Origin of the sequence: Pseudomonas sp. NFACC46-3, from assembly GCF_900114515.1 — a bacterium.
GTDB lineage: Bacteria > Pseudomonadota > Gammaproteobacteria > Pseudomonadales > Pseudomonadaceae > Aquipseudomonas > Aquipseudomonas fluorescens_Q.
Map to the genome: position 1 here is coordinate 145,637 of NZ_FOTH01000002.1, position 25,522 is coordinate 171,158.

Genomic DNA, 25,522 nt, shown 5'->3' on the forward strand with positions numbered 1-25,522 from the left:
AGTGGAAACTCACAGCCTGATTGAAATGCTCATCTACCTGGCCTCGGCGACGCTGATCGTACCCATTGCCGTTCGATTTGGCCTGGGCCCGGTGTTGGGTTATCTACTGGCCGGGTGCATCATCGGCCCGTGGGGGCTGAAGCTGATTACCGATGTAAAAGCCATCCTGGAGTTCGCTGAAATCGGCGTGGTGCTGATGCTGTTCATCATCGGCCTCGAGCTCGACCCCAAACGGCTCTGGGCCCTGCGCAAGATGGTGTTCGGTGGTGGCGCCCTGCAGATGCTCGCCTGTGGCGCTGCCATTGGCTTGTTCTGCACGGCCCTTGGCCTGAGCTGGACGGCAGCGCTGCTGGTCGGCCTGACCCTGAGCCTGTCCTCCACGGCCATCGCCATGCAGGCGATGAACGAACGCAACCTGACCGCCACCGCGGTCGGGCGCAGCAGTTTTGCCGTGCTGCTGTTCCAGGACATCGCGGCCATTCCGCTGGTGGCAATGATCCCGTTGTTGTCGGCCCACGGCGACACGCCTTCGGGCACGGCGCTGTTGCTATCGATTGGCAAAATCGTCGCTGCCATCGCCATCGTCGTGCTGTTGGGGCGCTACGTGACGCGACCGCTGCTGCGCTTCGCCGCGCGGTCAGGCTTGCGCGAGATCTTCAGTGCCGTGGCGCTTTTCCTGGTGTTCGGCTTCGGCTTTCTGCTGGAGGAAGCCGGCCTGTCGATGGCCATGGGCGCGTTCCTCGCCGGCGTGCTGCTGGCCAGTTCCGAATACCGCCATGCCCTGGAGAGCGACATCGAGCCGTTCAAGGGCCTGTTGTTGGGCCTGTTCTTCATCGGTGTCGGCATGTCGATCGATTTCGGCACCCTGATCGACGCACCGCTGAAAGTCGTCACCCTGACCCTGGGCTTCATCCTGATCAAGCTGCTGGTGATCAAGATGGCGGGCCGGTTCCTCAACGTCCCCGCCGGCCAGCGCTCCTGGCAGGCGGTGTTGCTGGGCCAGGGCAGCGAATTCGCCTTCGTGGTGTTTGGCGCGGCGACCGTGGCCGGCATCTTGACCGATCAATGGGGCAAGAGCCTGACCCTGGCGGTGGCCCTGTCCATGTGCCTGACGCCCTTGCTGATCGTGTTGCTGGATCGGTTCGAGTCCGTCGCCAAGAAAAACAAACGCGAATCCGACCTCGTCGACCAGCAGAATCCACGGGTGATCATCGCCGGGTTCGGCCGCTTCGGGCAGATCGCCGGTCGCCTGCTGATGTCTTGCGGCGTCGAAGTGGTGGTATTGGATCACGACCCAGACAACATCGAGACGCTGCGTAAATTCGGCGTGAAAGTCTTTTATGGCGATGCCACGCGCCTTGATCTGCTGCACGCAGCCGGCGCGGCCCAAGCGGTGGTGTTGATCAATGCGATCGACGATCGAGAAGACAACCTGACACTGACCCGGCTGGCCCAGGAGCACTTCCCCGCGTTGCAGTTGATCGTGCGGGCGCGGGACATGGGCCACCTCATAACCCTGCGACAGATGGGCGTGGAGGCGGCCGAGCGGGAAACCTTCGAGAGCGCGCTGGCATTGGGTCGCAGTGCACTGGAGCACATGGGCGTCGGGGCTTACGAAGCGCGTGAGCGGGCGGATCAGTTCCGCCGGCTGAACCTCAAGATGTTGGAGGAGATCGTCGCCCAGCCGGAAGACGACCTCAAGTTCCGCCACGACGCCTACCGGCGCGCCAACGCGCTGCTCACGGACATGTTCAACGAAGACCGTGCCCGCCCCGTCGACAACTGGCAGGAACACCATCGCAACGAAACCGACAAGACGCCGGGTTGACCGGCGTCATACCCGCCCGAACTTGCGCCGGTATTCCATCGGCGTCAGCCCGGTCAACGCCTTGAACATCCGCTGCAAGTTGGAGCTGCTGCTGAACCCCAGCTCGGCGCCGATGCTGGCGAGGGGCAGCGTGGTCAACGTCAGACGCTCGCTGACCTGGTTCAACTTGATGCGCCGGGCGTAGGCCGCGACGGCCTGCCCCGTCTCACGGCTGACCTTGCGCGCCAGGGTGCGCTCGGACACCGCCAACTGGCTGGCCAGTGCCTGCACAGTGACCCGCTCGGCCGGCATCTGTTCGATCAACCCATGCAACTGCCGCAACCATCCGCTGGGTTGCTCGATCAGGGCAGTGCCCTGGAACGCCGCATGGGGAATGGCTGGGCGCGGCAGCACCATGAGCCGCGTGATATCGCGCAGTACGTCGCTGCTGACACTTCGCTCAATGAGTTTTTCGGCGATGGGCAGGTAACCGTTCACCCCAGACGCGGTCGCCGTGCGCTCGTTGAACACACAGTTCCGCTCGCTTTGCCAATGGACTTTTCGATACTGCTGCTGCATCGCCTGCGCCAGCCACCAAGTCACCGTCGCACCCTGCCCGTCCAATCGGCCGGCGGCGGCCAGCAGGCAGACACCGGTGCAATAGGACCAGAGCTGAAGCGATCGGGCATGTTTCGACAGCGCACTCACGAGGGCTGTCTGTTCAGCCAGCAGCGCATTCATCTGCTCGGCCGACTCGGCCCAGAAACCGGGAACCAGGACAGCATCCAGCCCGGCGCTGCCCAACGCCGCTTCCGCCTGCAGGGTCACGCCATGGGCACACACCACCGGCCCGGCCTGCAACGCGATGTAGCGGGCCTCGAACAGCGCCCGCCCTCTTATGCGGTTGGCGGCATGCAGCAGATCGGCGAACGCGAACAGGCCGGCGGGCATGCAGCCGGGAAATAGAAGCAAACCGATTCGAAGTTTGTTTGTCATGGCCTGAAACGAATCAAAGATGTCAGATCCGGCCATTATGCACACGGGACCGGATCGGCACCATGAAGCACTCGCTCAACAGGAACGCCTCATGAACATCCAGCAGATCCGTAACGCCACGATCATTCTTGAATTCGGCCCGTATCGCGTGCTCGTCGACCCGATGCTGGCTGGCCAGGGCACGCTGCCGCCGCTTCGCCTGTTTGGCGCCACGCAACGCAATCCGCTGGTGGCACTTCCGGCCTCGACAGCGCAGGCCCTAGAGACCGTCACTCATTGCTTGATCACCCACTGCCAGAAAGGCCATTTCGACCATCTGGACCGCGCGGCCAAGCGCTGGCTGAGGGAAAAACAGATCCCGGTCATCTGCACGCCCCATGACGCGCCCTATCTCAACAAGCGTGGCTTGAATGTCCAGGCGCTCGCCCAGGCCCATGACCAACCCACCCCATTCCTGGGCGGCACTATTCGCACGGTCCGGTGCACCCACGGGCGGGGCCTGGTGGGAAAGTTGATGGAGCATGGCGTCGGCTACCTGATCGAGCTGCCCGGCGAACCGAGTGTCTACCTCACCGGCGACACCGTGCTCACCCCCACCGTGTGCGAATTCGTCTTGCAACACCAGCCACAGGTCAGCGTGGTTCCGGCAGGCGGGGCACGGTTCGATATCGGCGGCGACATCATCATGGGCATCGACGAGACGCTGGAATTCACCCGTTTGTCCCGCGGGACCGTGGTGGCCAATCACCTGGAAGCGATCAGCCACTGCCCGACGACTCGCAAGGCCCTTGCCGCAGCCACCGCGAAGGCCGGTGTCGAAGACCGGTTGTTGATACCGGAAGATGGCGAGACGTTGGTTTTCCAGGCGGCCTAGGCCAATGCGTCCAGCTCGGCAAGCATCGGCGCAGGGATCTTCAGCTCACTCGCCGTGAGGTTTTCCCGCAGGTGCGCCAGGGACGATGTGCCGGGAATCAGCAGCAGATTCGGCGCACGTTGCAGCAACCACGCCAGGGCCACGCACAGCGGTGACGCCTGCAAGCGCGCCGCCACGCTGGAAAGGGTTTGCGATTGCAGCGGTGTGAAGCCGCCCAAGGGGAAGAACGGCACGTAGGCGGTGCCCTGCCGGCCCAGGTCGGCGATGAGGTGTTCGTCGTCGCGATGGGTCAGGTTGTAGTGGTTCTGCACGCAGACCACCTGGGCAATGCCTTGGGCCTGCTTGACCTGCGCGGCCGTGACGTTGCTCAGCCCCAGGTGACGGATGAGGCCCTGGCGCTGCAGCTCGGCCAGTGTCGTGAACGATTCCTCAATGGAATCTTCCGTGGGCGAATGCAGGTCGCCCCACACCCGCAGGTTGACCACGTCCAATACCTCCACACCCAGGTTGCGCAGATTGTCGTGGACCGCCCGGGTCAGCTCGGCGGGGCTGTGGGCCGGGTTCCAGGACGCATCGGCACCGCGCACGGCACCGACCTTGGTCACGATGACCAGGTCCTGGGCATAAGGGTGCAGCGCTTCACGGATCAGTTGGTTGGTGACATGGGGCCCATAGAAATCGGCGGTGTCGATGTGGTTGACCCCGCTCGCCAATGCTTCGCGCAGCACAGCGACGGCCACCGCTGGGTCTTTCGGCGGTCCGAAGACCTGGGGCCCCGCCAACTGCATCGCGCCGTAACCCATGCGATTGACCGTGCGATCACCCAGTAAAAAGCTGCCTGCCTTGCCTGCAATGTTCATCTCGTAGCCCTCGGATCAATGTGCGTGGGCCGACTATAGACGTTGACCATTCTCATGATAATCAGGTGCAATCAGCACAGGTTGTACGGCGGAGAGAACAATGGCGACGGATATTCAAGACTTGCTGGCCTTCGTGGCCGTGGTCAACGCGAAGGGCTTTCGTGAAGGCGCGCGGCTGAGCGGCAAGTCTGCCTCAAGCCTGAGCGACGCCGTACGCCGGATGGAGAGCCGGCTCGGCGTACGCCTGCTCAATCGCACCACCCGCAGCGTGGTACCGACCGAGGCCGGTGCCCGGTTGATGGAACGCATCGTCCCGGCCCTGGGCGAGGTCGAGGCGGCCATGGACGTGGTCAACGACTTTCGCGACCGTCCTTCGGGCACCCTCAGGCTGAACGTGCCGGTCAGCGCGGCCCGGCTGGTGTTGCCCGCGATCATCACGCCGTTCCTGAAAAGCTATCCCGACATCCGCCTGGAAGTGGTCACCGAAGAAAGCTTCGTCGACATGCTGGCGGCCGGGTGTGACGCGGGTATTCGCTACGACGAGCGCCTGGAGCAGGACATGATCGCCATCCCCATCGGCCCACGGTTCCAGCGCTTCGCCACGGCCGCCGCCCCGGCATACCTCGATGCCCGGGGCAGGCCGGAACATCCCAGAGACCTGCTGGAACACGCGTGCCTGCGGGGCAAGTTCCCCAGCGGTGCCATGCCGCTGTGGGAGTATGAGCGCGGCGGCGAAACCATCAGCGTCGACCCGAGCGGCCCGTTGATCACGCGCATTGGCGGTGCGGTGGACCTGTCGGTGCAAGCCGCTGTAGACGGTCTGGGCATCGTCTACCTGTTCGAAGACTGGTTACGACCGTACCTGGACAGCGGCGCCCTCGAACCGGTACTCGAACCCTGGTGGCAGCGCTTTACCGGCCCATTTCTCTACTACCCCGGCCGCCGCTACCTGCCCTCGCCATTGAGGGCTTTCGTGGACTTCATCAACGCACAACAGTGTGGGAGCGAGCCTGCTCGCGAAGGCGTCGGCACAGCCAACCTCTCTGCAAACTGACACACCGCCCGCTCGTCTCCCCGCCGCAAGGATTTTCGAACCAAGCCATTCGCCACGGCTCGGACCTACATGACACCGCTGAAAGCCATGCTGACGCGCTTCGACGTCACGGCTTGAACAGCGGGTGGATCAAGGCTTCTTTGCGTTCACTGCCGGGAGTTTTCGTTATGTGTGACGGTCTTGTTCAACACGTTTCTTCAAAAGACTCCCTGGCGTATTTCGCCCAGCGAGACACGCCCGGCAGCCGTTTCGGTGCAAGCGTGACGCCCTTGGACCTGTACGTGGCAACGCCGCCCAAGGTCCAGGAGCGCCAGAGTCTGATCAAGCCAAACATGCAGGTCAGCGCCATTCGTCGTCGCGGTGGGCACTTGGAGTGCATCAAGGTTCGCTGGGGTTGGTCGCCAATCTGGTCGGTCGGGACGATGCCGCCCCTGACCCATCTACCCTTGCATCTGGTGATGCGCTCCAAGGTCTTCGACCCCATCAAGCACGAAGGCCGCGTATTGGTTCCCGTGGAGGGTTGGTATGAGTCACAAGCCCCCGCCTCGTCCTCCCAGGCGCAACGCCTCACCTACACGACCGCCCGCCAGTCGGCCCCGATTTTCCTGGCTGCCCTGGCCCAGGCCAGCGAGACCCCGTTTGGCTGTGACGGCCTGACCCTGGTGACGTATGGCGACATCGCCAGCCAGCAGCAACGGGTACTGGCCTTCAGTGCCGAAGATGCGCTCGAATGGCTGGAGCCCGCGCTGGGATGGGAACAGGCACAACAGCTGGCCGCACGCCTGAACGGCGCGCAACCGCACCTTGAACCGGCAATGACAACCCACCGTCCGACCCAGGGCGGACTTTGACTTCAGGAGATAAAGCCATGTACGTGATCATGGGCGCCACAGGTCACGTTGGCTCGGCCACAGGCCGCGCCTTGCTGGCGCCAGGGCATGCCGTGATTATCATGACCCGCAACGCCACCCACGCCACTGAATGGCGGGCCAGGGGCGCTCAAATCGTCGAAGCGGACGCCGAAAACGTCGAGTCGTTGCGCGCAGCGTTTCGGCTCGGGCGCAGGGCATTCATTCTCAACCCGCCAGCGGCTCCCAGTACCGATACCGATGCGGTGGAACGGCGCACGGTCGCCAACATCCTGGCCGCCCTCGACGGATCGGGTCTTGAGAAAATCGTCGTGCAATCCACCGCCGGCGCCCAGCCTGGCAGGCGTATCGGCGATCTCAGCGTCTTGTGGGAATTGGAAGAAGGGCTGCGCAACCAGTCGATCCCGGCGGCGATCAATCGCGGCGCTTATTACATGAGCAACTGGGACAGCCTGCTCGATACCGTCCGCGAGACCGGCAAGCTGCCGACGCTGTTTCCAGCCGACCTGGCCTTCCCCATGGTTGCGCCTCGGGACCTGGGCGAAGTGGCGGCCGCGCGATTGCTATCGTCGGTGGATGACATTGGCGTGCGTAACGTGCAGGGGCCTGGCCTGTACTCGCCCAACGATGTGGCGCAGGCTTTTTCCCAGGCGCTCGACCGACCGGTCGAGGTACAGGTGATACCCAGGGACCGATGGGAAAGCACCTTCCAGAGCCTCGGCTTCAGCCCCGCTGCGGCGCAATCCTATGGGCGCATGAGCGCCGTCAGCCTAGACAGCGGCTTCGACGTGGGCGACGACGCCTTGCACGGCACCATGACGCTTGAGGCCTACATCCAGGCACTGGTGCAAAACAACAGGCTGGGAGCGCACGGATAAAGGAATGCAGGAACGGCGCGGCAATGAACGGTAAACTGCGGCGCTCCTTTTTCTTTTCCAGCATGAGGTTTTGCATGAGCAACCCAGACATCACGTTTATTCCAGATCCGGATGCGGACTCCATTTCCTCCGACGTCGCCGGTTTCGGCGGCCTGCTGGTTTCCACGCAAATCCCCACCCACGCCGATGGCAGCCTGGAGCTGGGCGACATCACCCTGCAGAGCGAATGCACGCTGCAAGCCCTCAAGACTGCCTTGGAAGGCGCCGGCAGCTCCATGGACCGGGTCCTGCACCTGACCATCTACCTGACCGACATGGCCGACCGCGCCGCGTTCAACGAGGTCTACAAACGCTTCTTCGCCAAGCCTTGGCCGGTTCGTGCGGCGGTGGGTGTGGCAGCGCTGGCGGTTGAAGGCATGAAAGTGGAAGTGACGGCGATGGCGGCGAAGGGCTGAACGAGCGCCTTGCACCTTTGTAGCGCTGCACTGCTTTTGTGGCGAGGGAGCTTGCTCCCGCTGGACTGCGCAGCAGGCCCAGTTCTTTTGTTTCGACCCAAACTCTTGGAGCGGCTCGCCATACAGCGGGCCCAAGCTCCTGGCCACAACAGCCGCTCGAACATGCCCCAAATGCGCGATTGCCACGCAAATCGTCACTTTCGCACCTAGCCCGCTTCCTGCACGGGGTCTAAAGTGCGCCGTTTTCCCTCTTCACGGCCTCCTTATGAATCTCTGGTTTCGACTGTTGCTGATGCTGTTCCGCCGCCCGTGGCGCAAGCCGGCGGCGCCCCTGGACACCACGGTGGTGCGCATGCGGGTATGGCCGCTGGACCTGGACCTCAATCGCCACGTCACCAACGGACGCTACTTCACGTTGGCCGATGTGGGACGCATGGATTACGTGCTGCGCAGCGGCGCCTACAAAGTGGCGTTGCGCAACCGGGCGGTGCCGATCGTGGGGGATGTCTGGGGCAAGTTCAGGCGGGAATTGAAACTGTTCGAGGCGTTCGAGGTGCACACCCGCCTGCTCGGTTGGGACGAAAAATGGACGTTCATGGAGCACCGTTTCATCAGCCAGGGACGTGTGGTCGGGGTGGTGATCATGCGCGGCCTGTTCCGCTCGGCCAAAGGCACGATTGCACCGGCTGAGTTCATCCGCGAGTTGGGCCTGGCCGAACAATCGCCCGCCGTGCCCGACTGGCTGGTCGCCTGGTCGCAAAGCTGCGACGGCTTGAGCCTCGAGCTTCGCCAGGAGGAAGGTGAGCCCCCACGCTAGCCAGCACACCACTGACCTTGTGGCGAGGGAGCTTGCTCCCGCTGGGTGGCGAAGCCGCCCCAAGAATTTGTGCTTAAACAAAAAACTTGGGCCTGCTGCGCAGTCCAGCGGGAGCAAGCTCCCTCGCCACAGGGGCTTACCCCAGGCCTCTGCGCCATTCCCCTCGCCAATCCCCGCCTATACTTCTCTGCCAATCCCCCCCGGGGCCTGCACTTCCAACAATAAAAAGCAGAGGTGGAACATGGTCTGGCAACAAGTCTACGATCCCTTCGGTAATGCGGTGCTGTCGACGCTCCTGGCGGCGGTTCCGGTGGTGGTGATGCTGGCGTCCCTGGCGTTCTTTCATGTCAAGGCGCACCTGGCGGCGTTGATGGCCTTGGCCTCGGCCTTGCTGATCGCCATCTTCGCCTTCGGCATGCCCGCCGGCATGGCCGGGTCAGCGGCACTTTACGGCGCGGCCAACGGGCTGCTGCCCATTGGCTGGATTGTCCTCAACATCATCTTCTTGCACCGCCTGACCACCGAAAACGGCTCGTTCAAGGTCCTGCAGGATTCCCTCGCCCGCATCACCGACGACCGACGCCTGCAATTGCTGCTGATCGCCTTTTGCTTCGGTGCGTTCTTCGAGGGCGCCGCGGGTTTCGGGACGCCGGTGGCGGTGACCGGGGCGATCCTGATCGGGCTGGGCTTCTCCCCCTTGGCCGCCTCGGGCCTGGCGCTGATCGCCAACACCGCGCCCGTGGCCTTCGGCGCCCTGGGCACGCCGATCATCACCCTGGCCAAAGTCACCGGGCTGGATGAAATGGAGCTGTCGATGATGGTCGGTCGGCAGTTGCCATTTTTCTCGGTGCTGGTGCCGTTCTGGTTGATCTGGGCGTTTGCCGGGTGGCGCAAGATGCTGGAGGTCTGGCCGGCGATCCTGGTGGCCGGTGTCAGCTTCGCCATCCCGCAGTTCCTGGTGTCCAATTACCACGGGCCGATGCTGGTGGATGTGATTGCCGCGCTGATTTCCATGGCCTGCCTCACCGGTTTCCTCAAGGTCTGGAAACCGGCCACGGTGCACACCTCCGCCGCGCTGTCCGGGCGGGTCGACAACTCGAAGATCGACGCCAGCGAGGATGAAAAACCCGTCGCCAGCGCGGCATTTTCCAGCGACACCCGCTCCGCCGTGGGACGGGCCTGGATGCCCTGGATCATCCTCACAGTGTTCGTGTTCGCCTGGGGCCCCCAAGGCTTCAAGAACCTGTTCGACACCCGTCCAGCCATCGACCCCCAGACCCAATCGGCCCGACTGGATCCCCAAGGCAAGCCGATGCGCGAGGCCAATCCGATCTTCTCGCCCCTGCTGACCTTCGGCACCATCCACCAGCAGATCGAAAAAGTCCCGCCCGTGGTGCCCCAGCCAAAAACCGAGGAAGCGGTCTACAAGTTCAACTGGTTCACTGCCACGGGCAGCGGCATCTTCCTGGCGGCGATTCTCGGTGGCTTGCTGATGGGCTATTCCATCCCGCAACTGCTGCACCACTACCTGCGAACGCTCTGGGTGGTGCGCTACTCGCTGATTACCATCGTAGCAATGTTGGCCCTGGGGTTTCTCACGCGCTACTCAGGCCTGGACGCGACCATGGGCCTGGCCTTCGCCGCCACGGGCATTTTCTACCCCATGTTCGGCACCTTGCTGGGCTGGCTCGGCGTGGCGCTGACCGGTTCGGACACCGCCTCCAACGTGTTGTTTGGCGGCTTGCAACGAGTCACGTCCGAGCAACTGGGCATCAGCCCGGTGTTGATGGCCGCGGCCAACAGTTCCGGTGGGGTGATGGGCAAGATGGTCGACGCGCAGTCGATCGTGGTCGCCTCCACCGCGACCCGTTGGTACGGTCACGAAGGCGAAATCCTGCGCTACGTGTTTTTCCACTCGGTGGTGCTGGCGATTCTGGTGGGCGGGCTGGTGACGTTGCAGGCGTATGTGGCGCCGTTCACGCATATGGTGGTGGGAGGAAAGTGACAGAGGATCGGGCATGATCGGGCTGTTGTGGCGAGGGAGCTTGCTCCCGCTGGGCGGCGAAGCGGCCCTTTTGCGATCGCTGCGCGATCGAGCGGGAGCAAGCTCCCTCGCCACAGGCAAGCGCCCTTACAACCGGCGCTCACCTACTCTAAAGCAGGGTGTCACTGAACGCTTTTCAGCTTGACCACGTCACCGGACACCGAGGTGGTGTAACCGGTCAGGACCCAGGCCCAGAACCAGTTTTCCTGGACTTGGGTGTTGATCATGGCGTCGCCGCCCTTGGCCTTGATCGCCGCGGTCTGGGCGCGTACGAAACGGTTGTTCTGGCGAATCGGGATCACGCCGAACAGCAACAGGCCGGTGGCCTTGGCTTCACTGTGGCCGACAACGGTGTATTGGCTGCTGTCGTATTGCTGGGTTTTCATCGGGGTGCCGGTGCAACCCGCCAGGGCCAGGCCGAACAGTGCGCAGGCGACAACTTTGCTGATTTGATTCATTTGACGCTCCATGGAAAGACGCCCGGGATCCGTCTCTCGGGCGGCGCGTACTCTAACCGATCAGCAACAAATTGACACACGATAATCCGCCCAATTCAGTGCCTGAAAGGCTCATCGCAGAGCCATCCGTCAGGTGCACCTCCAGCGAAACAGCCCATCGTCGATAACATGAAAACTGCGCCACGGAAGGCAGTTTCTGTCTTGACGGCCGCCAGGTAACGGCCGGTCCCGTTGGAGGGTTTTATCATGATTGACCTGACTGTCTGGAACATTACCCTGCCCGTGCAAACGCCGGCGCAGGTCGTGGCGACCAAAGCCATGCCAACCCTGAAAAACAAGTATTTCGACAATAACGGCCAGCGGATCGTCTTCTGGGCGCCGGTCACCGGTTCCCATACCGGTAAAAGCGAATACCCGCGCTCCGAGCTGCGGGAAACCAGCAAGGACGGCAAGCTGCGCAACTGGCGCTACAACAGCGGCACCAATACCCTCAAGGGCACCCTGGCGGTGAACCAGGTGCCTTCCGAAGGCCGGGTGGTAGTGGCGCAGATCCACGCCAAGGACGCCCCTACGCCGTTGTTGAAACTGGTGTACCGCTACGCCAAGGGCACCGGCAATATCGACGTGGAATACCGGGTCAAGCCCAAGGACAAGAAGAGCCCGGTGATCTACACCGTGCCCAACGTGCCGCTGAACAAGGCCTTCTCCTATTCGCTGCAAATGGACAAGCAAGGCAAGCTCTCGGTGCTGATCGGCAACGCGGGCAAACAGGTGAAGTTGGACCCGTCCTGGTACGGCTATAACTTCTATTTCAAGGCCGGTGTCTACACCTTGGACAACAAGGGTTATTCCAACGAAGGCGGGAAAGTGACCTACACCAAGCTGGACGTCAGTCACAAATGACTGACGCCCAGCCCTGCTTCAAGCCTTTGACGACGCAGCGAGCGCTTGCTGGCCGCGGAAGGTAAACAGGAAGCAGAGCAACACCAGCAGCGCGAAACCGGCCGGGAACAACCAGATGCTCTGCCAGTCATGACCGCCCGCCACGACAAAGTGATCGGTCACCTGCCCCGCCACCCAGAAGCCGATCAGCATCCCCACACCGTAGGTCGCCAGGGTAATCAGCCCCTGGGCCGAGCTGCGAAAGCGCTCCGGTGCCTTGGCATCGGTGTAGATCTGCCCCGAGACAAAAAAGAAGTCGTAGCAGATGCCATGCAGGGCAATGCCGGTGAACAGCATGAACGCCAGGTCGCCGTTATTGCCGTAGGCGAACAATAGGTAGCGCACCGCCCACGCCAACATCCCCACCAACAGCGCCAGCTTGATGCCGAAGCGCTGGATGAACAGTGGCAACAGCAGCATGAACAACACTTCCGAGACCTGCCCGATGGCCATCTTCGCCGTTGGGTTGGTCATCCCGGTTTCGGCCAGGAACGGGTTGGCATTCTGGTAATAGAACGCCAGGGGAATGCAGATCAGGATCGAGGCGATGAAGAACACCAGGTAGCTGCGATCCTTCAACAGCCCCAACGCGTCCAGCCCCAGCAGCTGCCTGACGCCGCCCGCGCGGGCCTGTTCCTTGAGCGGCGCCGTGGCCGGCAGCGTGAAGCTGTAGAGCCCCAGTACCAGGGAAGCAACGGCCGCCATCAGGAACGTATTGCGCAAGCCGCCTGCCGAGATCGCTTCGCGCGAATCCCAGGCGAACACAAAACTGATCACCACGCCCGCGACGATCCAGCCAATCGTGCCCCACACCCGGATACGGGAGAACTCCAGCGCCGGATCGCGCATCTGCCGGAAGGCCACTGAATTGACCAGGGCCAGCGTCGGCATGTAGACCACCATGTACACCAGCACGTACGGGTAGAACACGCTGAAATCCGCCGCCGAATACAGCTGATACAGCAACACCGCGCCGAGCAGGTGCAACACCGCCAGGATCCGTTCGGCGTTGAAGAAGCGGTCGGCGATCAGGCCGATGACGAACGGCGCAATGATCGCTCCCCACGATTGCGTGGAGAACGCCATGCCGATCTGCCCACCGCTGGCGCCCAGGGTGCTGGAGAGGAAGGTGCCGAGGGTGACGAACCAGCCACCCCAGATAAAGAACTGCAGGAACATCATCACGCTGAGGCGTGCATTCATCGTGGTCATGAGCGTCACCGTTTTATTGTTGTTCTTGTGGAAATGGAGTTTTGCAGAGCCCCTGTGGCGAGGGGATTTATCCCCGTTGGGCTACGAAGCAGCCCAAAAAAACAGTCGACTCAATCAACCTGGGCGAACCGGGATGTCAGGGTTTAGGACTGCTTCGCAGCCCAGCGGGGATAAATCCCCTCGCCACAGGGGTTACGCTTTTGGCATTGGGGGCAAACCCAACAACCGTCGATTGGAATCCTCATCCGCCGTGACGCTGGCAAAATCATCGAACGCCTTGCCGGTCTTGCTGATCATGTGCCGCTGGATGAACGCTGCCCCTTCTGCGGCGCCCTGTTGTGAATCCTTCAAGCAGCATTCCCATTCCAGGACCGCCCAACCGCTGAAATCGTATTGGGTCAGTTTGCTGAAGATCGATTTGAAATCGATCTGGCCATCGCCCAACGAACGGAACCGCCCGGGCCGATCGACCCAGCCCTGGTAGCCGCCGTATACCCCGGAACGGGCATCGGGGCGGAATTCGGCGTCCTTGACGTGGAACATGCGGATGCGCGCGTGGTAGCGGTCGATGAAGCCCAGGTAGTCCATCTGTTGCAGCAGCAAATGACTGGGGTCGTAGAGGATCGCCGCCCGTGGGTGATGATCGACCGCCTCCAAAAAGCGCTCGAACGAGGCGCCGTCATGGAGGTCTTCGCCGGGGTGGATTTCGTAGCACAGGTCCACCCCCGACACGTCGAAGGCATCGAGAATCGGCAACCAGCGCCGGGCCAGTTCGGCGAACCCCTGCTCCACCAGACCCGCCGGCCGCTGCGGCCAAGGGTAGAGATACGGCCACAGCAGCGCGCCGGAAAACGTCGCATGGGCCTTGAGACCCAGCCGCTGGCTGGCACGGGCGGCCAGCTTGAGTTGCTCGATCGCCCACTCGGTCCGCGCCTGGGGCTGGCCGCGCAAATGGGCCGGGGCGAAGTCATCGAACAGCGCGTCGAACGCCGGGTGCACTGCCACCAACTGGCCTTGCAGGTGCGTCGATAACTCGCTGATCTCGACACCGGCCTGGGCACAGGTGGCCTTGAGCTCATCGCAATAGGCCTGGCTCTCGGCGGCCCGGGCCAGGTCAATGTATTGGGTGCCCGATGTCGGCAGCTGAATGGCCTTGTAGCCTTGCGACGCCGCCCACTGGGCGATGTTGGCCAGGGTATCGAACGGCGCTTCGGCGGACATGAATTGCGCCAGGAAAATACCTGGGCCACGCAGGCCGCTCGGTGGTGTGTCGAGGGTATTCACAACAGGGATGCTCCGGTTTGCACGGTGGTCCACTTCGCGTCGCCACGGTGGTTGAGGATGGCGGCCTCGATGAATGCCATGCCACGCAAGCCGGTCTCGATGCCGGGTACGCCTGGGGCGTCGGGGCCTTCGACATGGCTGCGAATAGCGTGGGCGAAATCGCCGTAGAGGTTGGCCATGGCTTCCAGGTAGCCCTCGGGATGCCCGGCCGGCAGGCGCATGCGCCGCGTGGCCGCCGCGCACAGCCACGGCTGGCCGACGCCGCTACGCAGGATGCGCAAAGGCTGGTCGAAGGCGCGATGGATCAGGCTCGCCGGTTCTTCCTGGCGCCACTCCAAGGCGCCCTTATCGCCGTAGACGCGAATCTTCAGCGGGTTCTCTTCGCCGGTGCAGACCTGGCTGGCGATCAACACGCCGCTGGCGCCACCCGCCATCTTGAACAGCATCGCGACGTCGTCATCCAATTGCCGGCCCGGCACATGGGTGCCCAACGTGGCGCATAGCTGCTGGATAGGCTGGTCTGCGACGAACTCGGCGAGGGAAAACGCGTGGGTGCCGATGTCGCCGATGCAACCGCCCAGGCCGGACTGGCCAGGGTCGTCGCGCCATTCGGCCTGTTTATTGCCCTGGGCGGCGACATCCTGGCTGAGCCAGCCTTGGGGGTACTCGACCAGCACTTTGCGCACCTGGCCGATCGCGCCCGAGCGCACCATCTCCCGGGCCTGCCACACCATGGGATAACCCAGGTAGGTATGGGCCAGCCCGTAGAGGCAACGGCTGCCTTGCAGCACTTCCCTGAGGGCCAGCAACTCGTTGAGGTCCAGCGCGGCGGGTTTCTCGCTGAACACATGGAAACCGGCTTTCAAGGCCTCGCTGGCGATGGGTGCATGAAGATGATTGGGGGTAACAATGACCAGCAATTCCATGCGCTGATCAAGCGGCAGCAGCGCTTCGGTGTCGAGCATCTGCTGCCAGTCGTGGTAGCAACGGGACGCGGCCAGGCCCAGGGCCGCGCCGGTCTGCCGAGTGTTGCGAGGGTCGCGGCTGAATGCGCCGCAGACCAGTTCGAAACCGCCATCCAGGCCCGCGGCCTGACGGTGGGCCTGGCCGATGAACGCGCCCTCTCCACCGCCGACGAAGCCCATTCTTATTTTTGGTGCTACAGGATTCATCGTGTTTGTCTTCCTGTCAGGATGATGATGTAACCGGTTACATCATGGCGAAAATCTAGGCTCAGTTTCCCCGCGTGTCAAACCCACAGGGTTCACCGTGGAATATTTGTGAGGCGCTCAACCTGCGGTAAGCTCCCCACCGTACCCCCTGTTCCCCGAGGTGATTTTGTCCAACATTCGTGAGGTGGCCCGGCTGGCGGGTGTTTCGGTGGCCACGGTGTCCAGAACCCTGAAATCGCCCGAGCGGGTACTCCCCGAAACACGGGACAAGGTCAACGCGGCGGTGGAACAGGCCGGCTATCGGCCCAACCTGATGGCGGTGCAATTTCGCTCCCGGCGCACCGGCAACCTGGTGATCCTGGTGCCGGCCATCGCCAATACGTTTTTCGCCCGGGTCATCAGCGGCGCGCAGCAGGCCGCGCAGGCGGCGGGTTATCGATTGCTGTTGTGCGACACCCAGGGTCGGACGCAGATCGAGCGGGAATTCGCCGCCCTGGTCTACGCCCACCAGGCCGACGGCGTGATCCAGTTGCGCGCCAGCGATCCTTTCGAATCGATGCCGGCAGGCGTCGAAAGCCTGCCGCTGGTCAACGCCTGCGAAGTGGTCAAGAACGCCCCCTACCCGACCATCAGTCTCGACAACCGCGCCGCCGCCCAGGCCATGACCGAGCACCTGATCGGCCTCGGCCACCGCCGCATCGGCATCATCAAGGGGCCACGCAGCAGCCCCCTGACCCTGGATCGCGTGGCCGGCTACCAGGATGCCCTGAGCCAGGCCGGTATCGCCGTCGACCCCAGCCTGATCTGCCATGGCGACTTCACCTTGAAGGCCGGTGATGACGGGGCCGGCGCGATGTTGGCGCTGGCCGACCGCCCCAGCGCACTGTTCTGTGAAAACGACGAGATGGCCATCGGCGCGCTCAGGCGCATCAAGCAAATGGGCCTGCGGGTGCCCGAGGATATTTCCCTGGTGGGCTTTGATGACATCCCGTTCGCCGCCTACTGCGACCCGCCCCTGACCACCATTTCACAGCCTGCCGAAATCTTTGGGGAAAAAGCGGTGCAGATGCTGATTGCTCTGATCGAGAAGAAGCCGATTGCCGAGCGGCATGTGGTGTTGCCGTTCGAGTTGACGGTGCGAGGCAGTACGGCGCCCCTGGCCTAACAAGGGACCAGTGGCGAGGGAGCTTGCTCCCGCTGGGTTGCGCAGCAGCCCCGAAAGAGGCTGACGCAATTTTTCAGGCAGACCGTGTTTGTCGGTTTTACGACGGCTGCGCCGCCGAGCGGGAGCAAGCTCCCTCGCCACAGAAGCCTTTACGGCCACTCGACTCGCCATCACCCGCGCTTGAACTACAGTGGAAAGACTCTGCATAAGCCATAACAAGACGGAGAGGTCCCCATGCGAGTCAACAAGCACTTCACCCTCCTGGCCGCCGCGGCAGCCCTGGTGGTCAGCACCACGGTCCAGGCCGCCCCGGTGTACATCAACATCCTCACGGGCGGCACCAGCGGGGTTTATTACCCGATCGGGGTCGGGCTTTCACAGATCTACAGCAACGGCATCCAGGACGCCAAGACATCGGTGCAAGCCACCAAGGCTTCGGTGGAAAACCTCAACCTGCTGCAAGCCGGTCGTGGTGAGCTGGCCCTGGCCCTGGGCGACTCGGTGGCGGATGCCAAGAACGGCGTGGAAGACGCCGGTTTCAAGGCGCCGTTGACCAAATTGCGCGCCATCGCTGGCGCCTATCCCAACTACATCCAGATCGTCGCCAGCCAGGAGTCCGGCATCAAGACATTGGCCGACCTCAAGGGCAAGACCGTTTCCGTCGGCGCGGCAAAATCCGGTACCGAACTCAATGCCCGGGCGATATTCAAGGCTGCGGGGCTGACCTACCAGGACATGAAGGTCCAGTACTTACCGTTCGCCGAGTCGGTGGACTTGATCAAGAACCGCCAACTGGACGCCACACTGCAGTCCTCGGGCCTGGGAATGGCGGCCATTCGCGACCTGGCCTCGACCATGGCGCTGAGCTACGTAGCGGTGCCCACCGATGTGGTGGAGAAAATCGGCAACCCGGCGTATCAGAGCGCAATGATTCCGGCCAATACCTACGATGGTCAGGCGGAGGCCGTACCGACGGTGGCCATCACCAACATCCTGGTCACCCGCGAGGATGTCCCGGATGAGGTGGCGTACCAGATGACCAAGCTGCTCTTCGAGAACCTCACTCGCCTGGGCACCTCCCATTCAGCGGCCAAGGACATCACCCTGAAAAACGCCGCGAAGAACCTGCCGATCGCACTCCACCCCGGTGCCGAGCGCTACTACAAGGAAGTGGGCGCGCTGTAACACCCTGCGTATCAACGGCGCCCTTCGCCGTTGATCCGTCGTGTTTTCGCCCCTTGAATGTGAACAGAAGGCAGGCACCTCATGAGTGAAGACCAGCACGGCATCGTCACGGACCCGCGAGACTGGCCCAAGACCCTGTTCTACGTGGCCTTGCTGTTTTCAATATTTCAGATCGTCACCGCCGCGTTTTCTCCGGTCTCCAGCATTGTGCTGAGGGCGGTACATGTCGGCTTTCTGTTGTGGGTGGTGTTCCTCAGCTACCCCGCGCATGGCAGGCAGCGCCCTTGGCAACCCTTGGCCTGGGTCTTGAGCCTGGGGGGCGTGGCGACGGCGCTTTATCAATGGGTGTTTGAGTCGGACCTGATCCAACGCTCCGGCGACTTGACCACCACGGACATGATCATGGGGATCGTCCTGGTCGTGCTGGTGTTCGAAGCCGCGCGGCGAGTGATGGGCATCGCACTACCGATCATTTGCGGCCTGTTCCTGGCCTATGGCCTGTTCGGCGAATACTTACCGGGCGACTTGGCCCATCGCGGCTATGGCCTCGATCAAATCATCAACCAGCTGTCGTTCGGCACCGAAGGGCTGTACGGCACGCCAACCTACGTGTCGGCCACCTATATTTTCCTGTTCATCCTGTTCGGCGCCTTCCTGGAAAAGGCCGGCATGATCAAACTCTTCACCGATTTCGCCATGGGCCTGTTCGGTCACAAGCTCGGTGGCCCGGCCAAGGTGTCCGTGGTGTCATCGGCACTGATGGGCACCATCACCGGTTCGGGCATCGCCAACGTGGTCACCACCGGGCAATTCACCATCCCGTTGATGAAGCGCTTCGGCTACAAGGCCGCGTTTGCCGGTGGTGTGGAAGCCACGTCCAGCATGGGCAGCCAGATAATGCCGCCGGTGATGGGCGCGGTGGCCTTCATCATGGCCGAAACCATCAATGTGCCGTTCGTTGAAATCGCCAAGGCCGCGTTGATACCCGCCTGCCTGTACTTCGGCTCGGTGTTCTGGATGGTTCACCTGGAGGCCAAGCGCTCCGACCTCAAGGGCTTGCCCAAGGACCAATGCCCCAGCGCCTGGGGCGCGGTCAAGGACAGCTGGTTCTTGCTGATCCCGCTCGGGGTGTTGGTCTACCTGTTGTTTTCCGGACGCACCCCCCTGTTTTCCGGCATGGTGGGCCTGGCATTGACAGCCATCGTGATTCTCGGCTCGGCGATCATTCTCAAAGTCTCGAACTACGCGTTGCGCTGCGCCTTCTGGATCGCCTTGGGGCTGCTTTGCGTCGGTTTTTTCCGCTTGGGCATCGGTGTCGTGTTTGCGGTGATCGGCGTGTTGGTGGTGGCCTGCTGGTTCATGCAAGGCACTCGGGAAACCCTCGTCATCTGCTTGCATGCGTTGGTAGATGGCGCGCGTCATGCCGTTCCAGTGGGGATCGCCTGCGCCTTGGTGGGCAGCATCATCGCGGTGGTCTCGCTGACTGGCGTGGCCTCCACCTTTGCCGGCTACATCCTCGCCATCGGCCGGGACAACCTGTTGCTGTCGCTGATCCTCACCATGCTCACCTGCCTGGTGCTGGGCATGGGTATACCGACCATCCCCAACTACATCATCACCAGCTCGATCGCCGCACCGGCCCTGCTGGAACTGGGCGTGCCGCTGATCGTGTCGCACATGTTCGTGTTCTATTTCGGTATCTTGGCCGACCTGACGCCGCCGGTGGCGCTGGCTTGTTTCGCCGCCGCGCCCATTGCCCGGGAAAGTGGCCTGAAGATCAGTTTCTGGGCGGTGCGCATTGCCCTCGCTGGCTTCGTCATTCCATTCATGACCGTCTATAACCCGGCCCTGATGCTCCAGGGCGACAACCTGTGGATGACGGCGTACATGCTGATCAAGACGTTGTTGGCCGTCGGGCTCTGGGGCATGGCGTCCACCGGCTACCTGCAACAGAAAATGCCGATTTGGGAACGCTTGCTGTGTTTTGCCGCCGGCGCGTTGCTGGTGGTTGCCCTGCCCGTGACCGATGAGATCGGCTTCGTGCTGGGTGGGCTGCTGATTCTCCAACACGTCTGGCGCGCACGACGCAGTGGACGGGCCTTGGCGTGATCGGTCTGTGCCTGGGCTTGTCCGGCGTGGTCTGGGCCCAGCTCGCCGTGGCCGATTTCACGTTGGCATGGAACCACACCATCGAGAAGATTCGCTGGGAGGAAGATTATCGCGTCAGCGAACAGGGCCTGATCCTGGGCGAGGCCAGGGTCAAAGGCAATGGCGCGGGCATGGAGATTCCCGACGATGCAAGGCTTGAAAACGGCAGCTGGCACTATCAACGCCAGGTGCCGCCCCTGCAACCGCTGAAACTGGGCCGCACGCCGCAGGCTGGCGACTATCAGTTATGTTTTGGTGGCGGTTGTCGGGCGATGAGTCATTGGCTGGGGCCGCCGACAGAGGGCCAGCCGACCGTGGAGCTATGGAGCTGCGGACAATCCTGAACCCATCAGAAAACACCGCAGGCACAGCGGACATCCTGTGGCCAGGGATTGCTCCCGCTGGGTTGCGCAGCAACCCCAAAGAGACCGAATGTTGAATGCGACCAATCAGGCACACCCAGGTGAATGGTTTTAGGGCTGCTACGCAGCCCAGCGGGAGCAAGCTCCCTCGCCACAAAGTCCATCAACTCCGAGGGTGAATGTGTCACTCAGGCAAACGTCGCCCCTCGGGTATTCACGAACAGCGAATACAGCGAGTGGCTGCCGGCCATGAACAACCGATTGCCTTCCCGCCCGCCGAAGCAGACGTTGGGACAGCGCTCCGGCAGGGAGATGTGCCCGATGGCCTTGCCTTCAGGGTTGAACACCCGCACGCCGTCGAGTTTTTCCAGGTCGGCCTTGGGGTCGCCATTGCCGCCCCAACCGCACCAGAGGTTGCCGCTTTCATCACATTTGATTCCGTCGATCGCCGCGTAATCCAGGCCTTCGATGTGCTTGCGCCGCTCACCCAGCGTGCCGTCATCCTTGACGGTGATCGCCCAGATCAAGCGGTTGGGCTTGGCCCGGCCTTCGACCACGTAGAGGATTTTCTCATCCGGGGAAAAACACAGCCCGTTCGGCCCCGCCAGGTCGTCGATGACCCGCGTGACCTTGCCGGTTTCGCCATCGATGCGATACACCGCGTGAGGCTGGGCGGGGGTGACTTTGTGTCCCTCGTAATTGTTGCCGGTCTGGAACGGTGGGTCGGTGAACCACACCGAGCCATCGCGCTTGCACACGATGTCGTTGGGCGAGTTCAGCGGCTTGCCTTCGAAACTGTCCGCCAGCACGGTGATAGTGCCGTTGTGCTCGGTGCGGGTGATGCGTCGGCCTTCGCTGGCGGTGGTGGAGCCTTCGCACACCAGCAGCCGGCCCTGGCGATCGCGGCACATGCCGTTGGAGAAGTTGGAATTCTCGCGGTAGACCGACAGGCCACCGGTAATTTCATCCCAGCGCACGATGCGGTTGTTGGGAATGTCGCTGACCAGCAGGTAACGACCGTCACCAACCCACACCGGCCCTTCTGCCCAACGCAAACCGGTGGCGAGTTTCTCCACGCTGGCATTGAAGATGCGCAAGTCCATGAAGCTGGGGTCAAGGATATTGATCAGCGGGTCCGGGTAACGCTGACTCAAGGGCTCGGCCTGAGCGAGCCCGGGCAGGTTGCCAAGGGCGGCCGCAGCAGCCGAGACCACCAGGGATTTTTTCAGGAATACCCGGCGGCCCTGATCGGCGGCGGTTGCAGATTGCGAAGCATCCATCGGTGCGTCTCCGTTAATTATTATTGGACGGGACGACAGTTTTACTACGTGATAAGACATCGTACAAGTATGCGAATCTGCTCTGCGCACAGTCGATCAGGCCGGGTTCAGCGGTATACGAACAGTAAAGGTCGTGCCGACTTGCGCCTCCGAGTGGACCTTGATGGTGCCCTGATGGGCCGATACGATCGCCGAAGCGATGTGCAGGCCAAGTCCGAGTCCAGCCGTGGAACCGTACTGCATTTCACTGCTGCACAGATTTCGGACCATTGGGTTGAAGATGTTGGCAATGGCCTCTTTCTCGATAGGCTTGCCCTGGTTGTTGATCGCGATCACGGCCATATCCTTTTCCACGCTCAACGAAACAGTCACCGGCGAGCCTTCGGCACCATGCTGGACGGCATTGCCAATCAGGTTGGCAAATACCTGCTCCATGCGGGCCGGATCAAACAGCGCCTCCAGGGCGCCGCTCGTTTTAAAGACAATTTTGCTTTCCGGGTGATAGGCCCGCGCCTCCTCCACCATACCTTCGCAGGCGGCCACCAGATCACCCTTGAAGCGCTGCACTGGAATGCCCGAGCCGAGTTGGGTGCGGGTGAAATCCAGCAGATCGCCGACGATTTTGTTGGCCCGCTTGACGCTGGTGTAGATGCGCGAAGTGATCTTGGTCGCCTTGGCGGGCAGGTCCCCCGCCCGCAGCAGCACTTCGGAACTCAGCAGGATCGCGCCCAAGGGGCTGCGCAAGTCATGCCCCAGAATCCCGAGAAAGATATTGCGCGACGCATCCACCGCCCCCGAGTAACTGACGACGGACTCGGCCAAGGCCTGGTCCACGGCCTCGTTGAATCGAATCAGATCGTCCATGACCTGTTTGTGATCCAACTGCGTGTGCGGCATCCAGAGCATAAGCACGCTGGTGCGCAGGGCCCGGTACTCGGAAACCATTTGCTCCACGGTAAAACCCGAGGACTGGCGGATGACCGCATGGGTTTCGGCGGCGGTTTCGGCATCAACCGGCGGGGCCTCGCCGTGGGACTTGGCAATCGCCTCATTGCGCGTTTGCGAGGTGCGCAGGTCAGCGGCGATAGTGCGCAGCATCTGCTCGGCATGGTCGCGCAGGGCCACGGAATCCATGCCAATGGATGCGGGGGTGATGGTTTTGGCGAAGTCTTCCCACGCCTGAAGAATCGGCTCGATATTGTCGAGAATGAAATCGGCCAGGCGCATGGGGCGGCTCCGCAAAGGGCAATGCTGTAAACGACACAACGGTCAGGTTGTTGTACAGCAAAGCGCAGGACAATGTGCGCGCGGTCGTTCACTTAAGAAGGTAGAGCTCCCCCGCAACCCCGACCTTGTCTCTTGTAATCCTATAGGGTAAAAACAGCCCTCAAAGTTGTACGACGACTTATAACTAAAAACAGCTGATCCAAGGCGATTTGCCTGGGCGGCCCACTATTGAGACACCCTGCCATGACTCGCCCCGCCTCTGCACCTGACGCCCCACCTCCATTGCCCCGTCACCTCGCGGTGCTCGTTCTGCTGTGCATGGGCTGTGCCTTTGCCGGCAATCATGTCGCCGCCCGAGCGGCGTTCGATGACGGTGCCGGGGTATTGCTGGCGATCCTGCTGCGCTCAGGCGGGACGCTGCTGGTGTTGGCCGCGATGGTACTGTGGCAACGTCAGAGCCTGCGTTTGCCGCCGGGCGCATGGCGTTGGCAGGTGCTGCTGGGGTTACTCATCGCTGCGCAGAGCCTGTGCCTGTACTCGGCCGTGGCCCGGGTGCCGGTGGCACTGGCGCTGTTGGTGGGCAACGTCTTTCCGATTCTGCTGGCCTTGCTGACCTGGGCGCTGGGCGGGCCACGGCCCACTGCACGCACCGCCGCGTTAATGGGCATGATCCTGGTGGGCCTGGTATTCGTGCTGGAGGTGCCGGCGCGGTTATCGTCTGAACAGAGCGTTGGCCCGCAATGGCTACTGGGGGTGGGCCTGGCCTTCTGTGCCGCTTGCGTGTTCGCTTGTGCGCTGTGGATCACCGACCACAAGCTGTCCCAGGTCCGTGGTTCGGTGCGCAGCCTGCTGACGATTTTCATCGTCTTCAGCAGCGTCAACCTCGCCGGCCTGACCGGTGCCCTGCCCGGCGGTTTCGACCTGCCAGCCAGCAGCACCGGTTGGTTCGCCCTGGCGACCCTGGTGGTGCTCTACGGCACCGGCTTCACTGTGCTGTTCATTTCCGTGCCCCGCCTGGACATGCCGCGCAACGCCCCGGTGATGAACATCGAACCGCTGGCCACGCTGCTGATCGGCTGGCTGGTACTGGACCAGATGCTCAACCCGGGCCAGGTGATGGGTGGCGCGATTGTGGTGACGGGCATCGTATTGCTGACCTATCGCAAGGTCGAGCGGGTCAAGGTGCCTGTGGCTGGAACAGCGAATTGAACTGACTGAACACCATTGTGGCGAGGGAGCTTGCTCCCGCTCGACCGGGCTGGCGCTCCAGCGCGAAGCGGTCGCCAATGCGTTGGGCCTGCTTCGCAGGCCAGCGGGAGCAAGCTCCCTCGCCACAATGGTGTTGTACCAGCTCGTAGAAAGTCTTCGTCCTCAGAAACTTGTTCCAAAACCCACAGTCCTACCCCAGCCGTGAAAACCCGCCGATCTGCAGCGCCGGGTTTTCCAGCTGATCGGCGCCAAGCCTGGCGCTAAGCACCTCCCCCTTCTTGAGCCGTTCGCCCCATGCGCCACCCTGTTCGCTCTAGCCGTTTCGTTTCGCTGTGCTTGCTTGCCCTGTTTCCCTTATTTGCCAGCCCCGTCCACGCCCGTGGCGAAAGGCAATTGGTGGACGCCATCAACGATTTCCGTAGCCAATCACGCCGCTGTGAATGGCGCACGGTGCGTGCCACGCCGCCGCTGGCGCTGCGCTCGAACCTGGGCTTGCCGATGGGCTTTCGCGGTGGTCTGCGGGAGACCTTGAAAGACGCCGGCTACCAGGCCCGGGCCGTGCGCAGCATCCGCCTGACCGATGCGCGGGACGCCGAAGAAGCGTTCGACATGTTGGCTGACGAACATTGCGCAGCACTGCTGGACAACCAATACGCCGACATTGGCGTCAATCGGGTCGGTGATGAGTGGCGCGTGGTGCTGGCGCAGCCCATGGGAGGCACACGGATGAGCGACGCGGGTGCGACGGACAAGTCGCTGCTGGCCCAGGTCAACGCCGCCAGGGCCAAGCCGCGGATGTGCGGGCGCCAGCGCTTCGCCGCGGCCCGGCCGCTGAGCTGGAACGCCGCGCTGGGAACCGCCGCCCAAGGCCACAGCCGGTCGATGGCCCGCGAGAATTATTTCGCCCATCGCGACCCGGACGGTCGCTCCTCTTCCGATCGGGCCAAGAGCGCCGGCTTTCGCGGACATAAATTGGGCGAGAACATCGCCGCCGGACAACGCTCACCGACCCAGGCCATGCACGACTGGCTGGCCAGCCCGGGGCACTGCGCCAACCTGATGAACCCGATGTTCACCCAGATGGGCGCCGCTTCCGCCAGCGATTCGCGCAGTGATGCGGGGGTGTACTGGACGATGGTGCTTGGCGCGCCGTGAAAAACCATCGTCGATGCTGAGCCATCCGCTGTTGTGGCGAGGGAGCTTGCCCCCGCTCGACCGGGCTGG

23 protein-coding genes are annotated in these 25,522 nt (G+C 62.7%); 15 read left to right on the top strand and 8 right to left on the bottom strand.

The window, feature by feature from the left end; all coding sequences use genetic code 11:
• Position 1 precedes the first annotated feature (1 nt).
• Complete coding sequence (gene kefC / locus BM300_RS04375) at positions 2–1,828, top strand: glutathione-regulated potassium-efflux system protein KefC (RefSeq protein ID WP_092462126.1); 1,827 nt, start codon at positions 2–4, stop codon at positions 1,826–1,828.
• A gap of 6 nt (positions 1,829–1,834) precedes the next feature.
• Here kefC and BM300_RS04380 read toward each other — a convergent pair whose 3' ends face one another.
• Positions 1,835–2,803, bottom strand: a complete 969-nt coding sequence (locus BM300_RS04380) for a GlxA family transcriptional regulator (protein WP_092462266.1) — start codon at positions 2,801–2,803, stop codon at positions 1,835–1,837.
• A gap of 91 nt (positions 2,804–2,894) precedes the next feature.
• Here BM300_RS04380 and BM300_RS04385 point away from each other — a divergent pair, with 91 nt between their 5' ends.
• Positions 2,895–3,677: an MBL fold metallo-hydrolase gene (locus tag BM300_RS04385; protein WP_092462127.1), complete on the top strand. Its 783-nt coding sequence runs from the start codon at positions 2,895–2,897 to the stop codon at positions 3,675–3,677.
• Here BM300_RS04385 and BM300_RS04390 read toward each other — a convergent pair.
• Positions 3,674–4,537 (bottom strand): aldo/keto reductase family oxidoreductase, encoded by an 864-nt coding sequence (locus BM300_RS04390; protein WP_092462129.1) that lies wholly within the window; start codon positions 4,535–4,537, stop codon positions 3,674–3,676. The genes BM300_RS04385 and BM300_RS04390 overlap by 4 nt on opposite strands.
• Before the next feature lie 100 nt (positions 4,538–4,637).
• Between BM300_RS04390 and BM300_RS04395 the strand changes: the two genes are divergently transcribed.
• The 6 genes from BM300_RS04395 to BM300_RS04420 all read left to right on the top strand — a co-directional run bounded on the left by BM300_RS04395 (position 4,638) and on the right by BM300_RS04420 (position 10,615).
• Positions 4,638–5,591 carry a LysR family transcriptional regulator gene (locus BM300_RS04395; RefSeq protein ID WP_092462131.1) on the top strand — a complete coding sequence of 318 codons (954 nt, stop codon included), beginning with the start codon at positions 4,638–4,640 and terminating at the stop codon, positions 5,589–5,591.
• A 167-nt stretch (positions 5,592–5,758) separates the two neighbouring features.
• Positions 5,759–6,442: an SOS response-associated peptidase family protein gene (locus tag BM300_RS04400; RefSeq protein WP_092462133.1), complete on the top strand. Its 684-nt coding sequence runs from the start codon at positions 5,759–5,761 to the stop codon at positions 6,440–6,442.
• 17 nt (positions 6,443–6,459) lie between these two features.
• Complete coding sequence (locus BM300_RS04405) at positions 6,460–7,338, top strand: NmrA family NAD(P)-binding protein (protein WP_092222733.1); 879 nt, start codon at positions 6,460–6,462, stop codon at positions 7,336–7,338.
• A 74-nt stretch (positions 7,339–7,412) separates the two neighbouring features.
• Positions 7,413–7,793 carry a RidA family protein gene (locus BM300_RS04410; protein ID WP_079301342.1) on the top strand — a complete coding sequence of 127 codons (381 nt, stop codon included), beginning with the start codon at positions 7,413–7,415 and terminating at the stop codon, positions 7,791–7,793.
• Between the two features lie 265 nt (positions 7,794–8,058).
• Entirely contained in the window at positions 8,059–8,610 is a 552-nt protein-coding gene (locus BM300_RS04415; RefSeq protein WP_092144521.1) for a thioesterase family protein, read from the top strand.
• Between the two features lie 241 nt (positions 8,611–8,851).
• On the top strand, positions 8,852–10,615 hold the full coding sequence (locus BM300_RS04420) for an L-lactate permease (protein ID WP_092462135.1): 1,764 nt from the start codon (positions 8,852–8,854) through the stop codon (positions 10,613–10,615).
• A gap of 161 nt (positions 10,616–10,776) precedes the next feature.
• On the opposite strand, the gene BM300_RS04425 is transcribed toward BM300_RS04420, so the two are convergent.
• Entirely contained in the window at positions 10,777–11,112 is a 336-nt protein-coding gene (locus BM300_RS04425; RefSeq protein ID WP_063320519.1) for a hypothetical protein, read from the bottom strand.
• Positions 11,113–11,358: 246 nt separating this feature from the next.
• Here BM300_RS04425 and BM300_RS04430 point away from each other — a divergent pair, with 246 nt between their 5' ends.
• Positions 11,359–12,015, top strand: a complete 657-nt coding sequence (locus BM300_RS04430) for a polysaccharide lyase family 7 protein (RefSeq protein WP_092222729.1) — start codon at positions 11,359–11,361, stop codon at positions 12,013–12,015.
• Positions 12,016–12,033: 18 nt separating this feature from the next.
• Here the strand turns inward: BM300_RS04430 and BM300_RS04435 are convergent, their stop codons facing one another.
• The 3 genes from BM300_RS04435 to BM300_RS04445 form a co-directional block, all read right to left on the bottom strand.
• Positions 12,034–13,266, bottom strand: a complete 1,233-nt coding sequence (locus BM300_RS04435) for a nucleoside permease (protein ID WP_092144517.1) — start codon at positions 13,264–13,266, stop codon at positions 12,034–12,036.
• A gap of 192 nt (positions 13,267–13,458) precedes the next feature.
• A complete protein-coding gene (locus BM300_RS04440; RefSeq protein WP_092462137.1) occupies positions 13,459–14,550 on the bottom strand; it encodes a sugar phosphate isomerase/epimerase family protein in 1,092 nt (363 codons plus the stop codon).
• Complete coding sequence (locus tag BM300_RS04445) at positions 14,547–15,722, bottom strand: Gfo/Idh/MocA family protein (RefSeq protein ID WP_092462138.1); 1,176 nt, start codon at positions 15,720–15,722, stop codon at positions 14,547–14,549. Before BM300_RS04445 ends, BM300_RS04440 begins: the two co-directional genes overlap by 4 nt.
• A 166-nt stretch (positions 15,723–15,888) precedes the next feature.
• Here BM300_RS04445 and BM300_RS04450 point away from each other — a divergent pair, with 166 nt between their 5' ends.
• From BM300_RS04450 to BM300_RS04465, 4 genes are all read left to right on the top strand, one after another.
• A complete protein-coding gene (locus BM300_RS04450; protein ID WP_092346172.1) occupies positions 15,889–16,887 on the top strand; it encodes a LacI family DNA-binding transcriptional regulator in 999 nt (332 codons plus the stop codon).
• A gap of 234 nt (positions 16,888–17,121) precedes the next feature.
• On the top strand, positions 17,122–18,072 hold the full coding sequence (locus tag BM300_RS04455; protein ID WP_092144509.1) for a TAXI family TRAP transporter solute-binding subunit: 951 nt from the start codon (positions 17,122–17,124) through the stop codon (positions 18,070–18,072).
• Positions 18,073–18,153: 81 nt separating this feature from the next.
• A complete protein-coding gene (locus BM300_RS04460) occupies positions 18,154–20,181 on the top strand; it encodes a TRAP transporter permease (protein WP_092462140.1) in 2,028 nt (675 codons plus the stop codon).
• On the top strand, positions 20,178–20,564 hold the full coding sequence (locus BM300_RS04465; RefSeq protein WP_063320511.1) for a DUF1850 domain-containing protein: 387 nt from the start codon (positions 20,178–20,180) through the stop codon (positions 20,562–20,564). Before BM300_RS04460 ends, BM300_RS04465 begins: the two co-directional genes overlap by 4 nt.
• A 206-nt stretch (positions 20,565–20,770) precedes the next feature.
• On the opposite strand, the gene BM300_RS04470 is transcribed toward BM300_RS04465, so the two are convergent.
• Both BM300_RS04470 and BM300_RS04475 read right to left on the bottom strand, forming a co-directional pair.
• On the bottom strand, positions 20,771–21,862 hold the full coding sequence (locus BM300_RS04470) for an SMP-30/gluconolactonase/LRE family protein (RefSeq protein ID WP_092222717.1): 1,092 nt from the start codon (positions 21,860–21,862) through the stop codon (positions 20,771–20,773).
• A 96-nt stretch (positions 21,863–21,958) separates the two neighbouring features.
• Positions 21,959–23,089 carry a sensor histidine kinase gene (locus BM300_RS04475; RefSeq protein WP_092144507.1) on the bottom strand — a complete coding sequence of 377 codons (1,131 nt, stop codon included), beginning with the start codon at positions 23,087–23,089 and terminating at the stop codon, positions 21,959–21,961.
• A gap of 243 nt (positions 23,090–23,332) precedes the next feature.
• On the opposite strand from BM300_RS04475, the gene BM300_RS04480 reads away from it, so the two are divergent.
• Together BM300_RS04480 and BM300_RS04485 are read left to right on the top strand one after the other, a co-directional pair.
• Positions 23,333–24,298 carry an EamA family transporter gene (locus BM300_RS04480; RefSeq protein WP_092462142.1) on the top strand — a complete coding sequence of 322 codons (966 nt, stop codon included), beginning with the start codon at positions 23,333–23,335 and terminating at the stop codon, positions 24,296–24,298.
• 294 nt (positions 24,299–24,592) lie between these two features.
• Complete coding sequence (locus BM300_RS04485; RefSeq protein WP_092222711.1) at positions 24,593–25,453, top strand: CAP domain-containing protein; 861 nt, start codon at positions 24,593–24,595, stop codon at positions 25,451–25,453.
• The last annotated feature ends 69 nt before the right edge of the window (positions 25,454–25,522 follow it).